At 65.2% G+C, this 1,139-nt stretch carries 1 protein-coding gene and 2 tRNA genes; all 3 read left to right on the top strand.

Going from position 1 to position 1,139, the window contains the following annotated elements:
* Positions 1-18 precede the first annotated feature (18 nt).
* Positions 19-91: transfer RNA gene (locus ACFYNL_RS39730), tRNA-Ala, on the top strand.
* A gap of 504 nt (positions 92-595) precedes the next feature.
* Complete coding sequence (locus ACFYNL_RS39725) at positions 596-829, top strand: hypothetical protein (protein ID WP_003976229.1); 234 nt, start codon at positions 596-598, stop codon at positions 827-829.
* A 219-nt stretch (positions 830-1,048) separates the two neighbouring features.
* Positions 1,049-1,121 (top strand) — tRNA-Ala (locus tag ACFYNL_RS39720).
* Positions 1,122-1,139 lie beyond the last annotated feature (18 nt).

Below are 1,139 nucleotides of genomic sequence, written 5' to 3'. Positions count from 1 at the left end.
GCCGGGGAGGGAACGCAAGGGGCTATAGCTCAGTTGGTAGAGCGCCTGCATGGCATGCAGGAGGTCAGGAGTTCAATTCTCCTTAGCTCCACAGCGAGACAACAAGATCCCGCCGATCACTGTGATCGGCGGGATCTTCTGGTATCCACGGCGGACGCCCGGATCAACGGCCGGGACCGTACCTCCGGTTCGCGCGCGGCACGTATCCGCGGCGAACTGTTCCGGTTCGGCTTGAGTCACTCGGCCCCGCCAGGCGTATACCTCTCATGAGGCGCTTCGGGGTGCGAGTCGCACGGTCCGTACGGCCGGACAGGCCGCTGTGTCCGGACTGGTACTGAGGCGTCGCTGACCGTATTGGTCCGGCCGTGGCAGAATCAAACGGCCGGAAGGGGGCGCGGCCCGACGGGAGGGAGTAGTGATGCCTGCGAGCATCCTCGGGGAGGGCGGTCACCTCTTCGACGCAGCGTTGACACGGGATACGATCACCCGGCTCAGCTGCCCTTCCTGCGGTTCCGTCCACGTCGCCCAGCTCCTTGGCGACAACGGCGGGATTTCCTACGTGTGCACGGCCTGCGGCCACAGCTGGAGCTGATCGATGGGTGCACACAGGCGAAAGTGCGACTGGTGCGGCAGCGGAACGCCGATCGTCCGCGACATGGAACCGGTGAACCCCGACTACCAGTACTGGTGCGAGGAATGCGCGCGGGCGCTGATCATAAAAGGCGACCCGATCGAGACCTACCGTGAACTCGAGGGTGAACCGATCTACGGCCGCCTCCTCGAAGAGCACTGCACGCTCAAGCGCTTCTATTCCTTCGTCACGGCCTGAGCGCGGCCCTGGAGGGCGGCAGGCGGCAACTGGACGCCGTTTCGACGCCGTTCACGCTGCCTCCGACCAGGCGTACGAGCACTCGGGAACGCAGGCCGGACGGTGGGACGGAGGCCGACGTCAGCGCCGTGGTGGGGCGGGTCGCAATGGATTTGGTGCTGGGGCCGTCGCCCGGTAATGTTGGCGTCGCCGCCGGGGAAACCGGGCGGACCAAAGCAAGGGGCTATAGCTCAGTTGGTAGAGCGCCTGCATGGCATGCAGGAGGTCAGGAGTTCAATTCTCCTTAGCTCCACAGCAAGATCCCGCCGGA

The organism is Streptomyces sp. NPDC007808, from assembly GCF_042868655.1.
GTDB lineage: Bacteria > Actinomycetota > Actinomycetes > Streptomycetales > Streptomycetaceae > Streptomyces.
The sequence above is the reverse complement of the archived record's forward strand: the minus strand, read 5'-3'. Positions and strand labels throughout refer to the sequence as shown.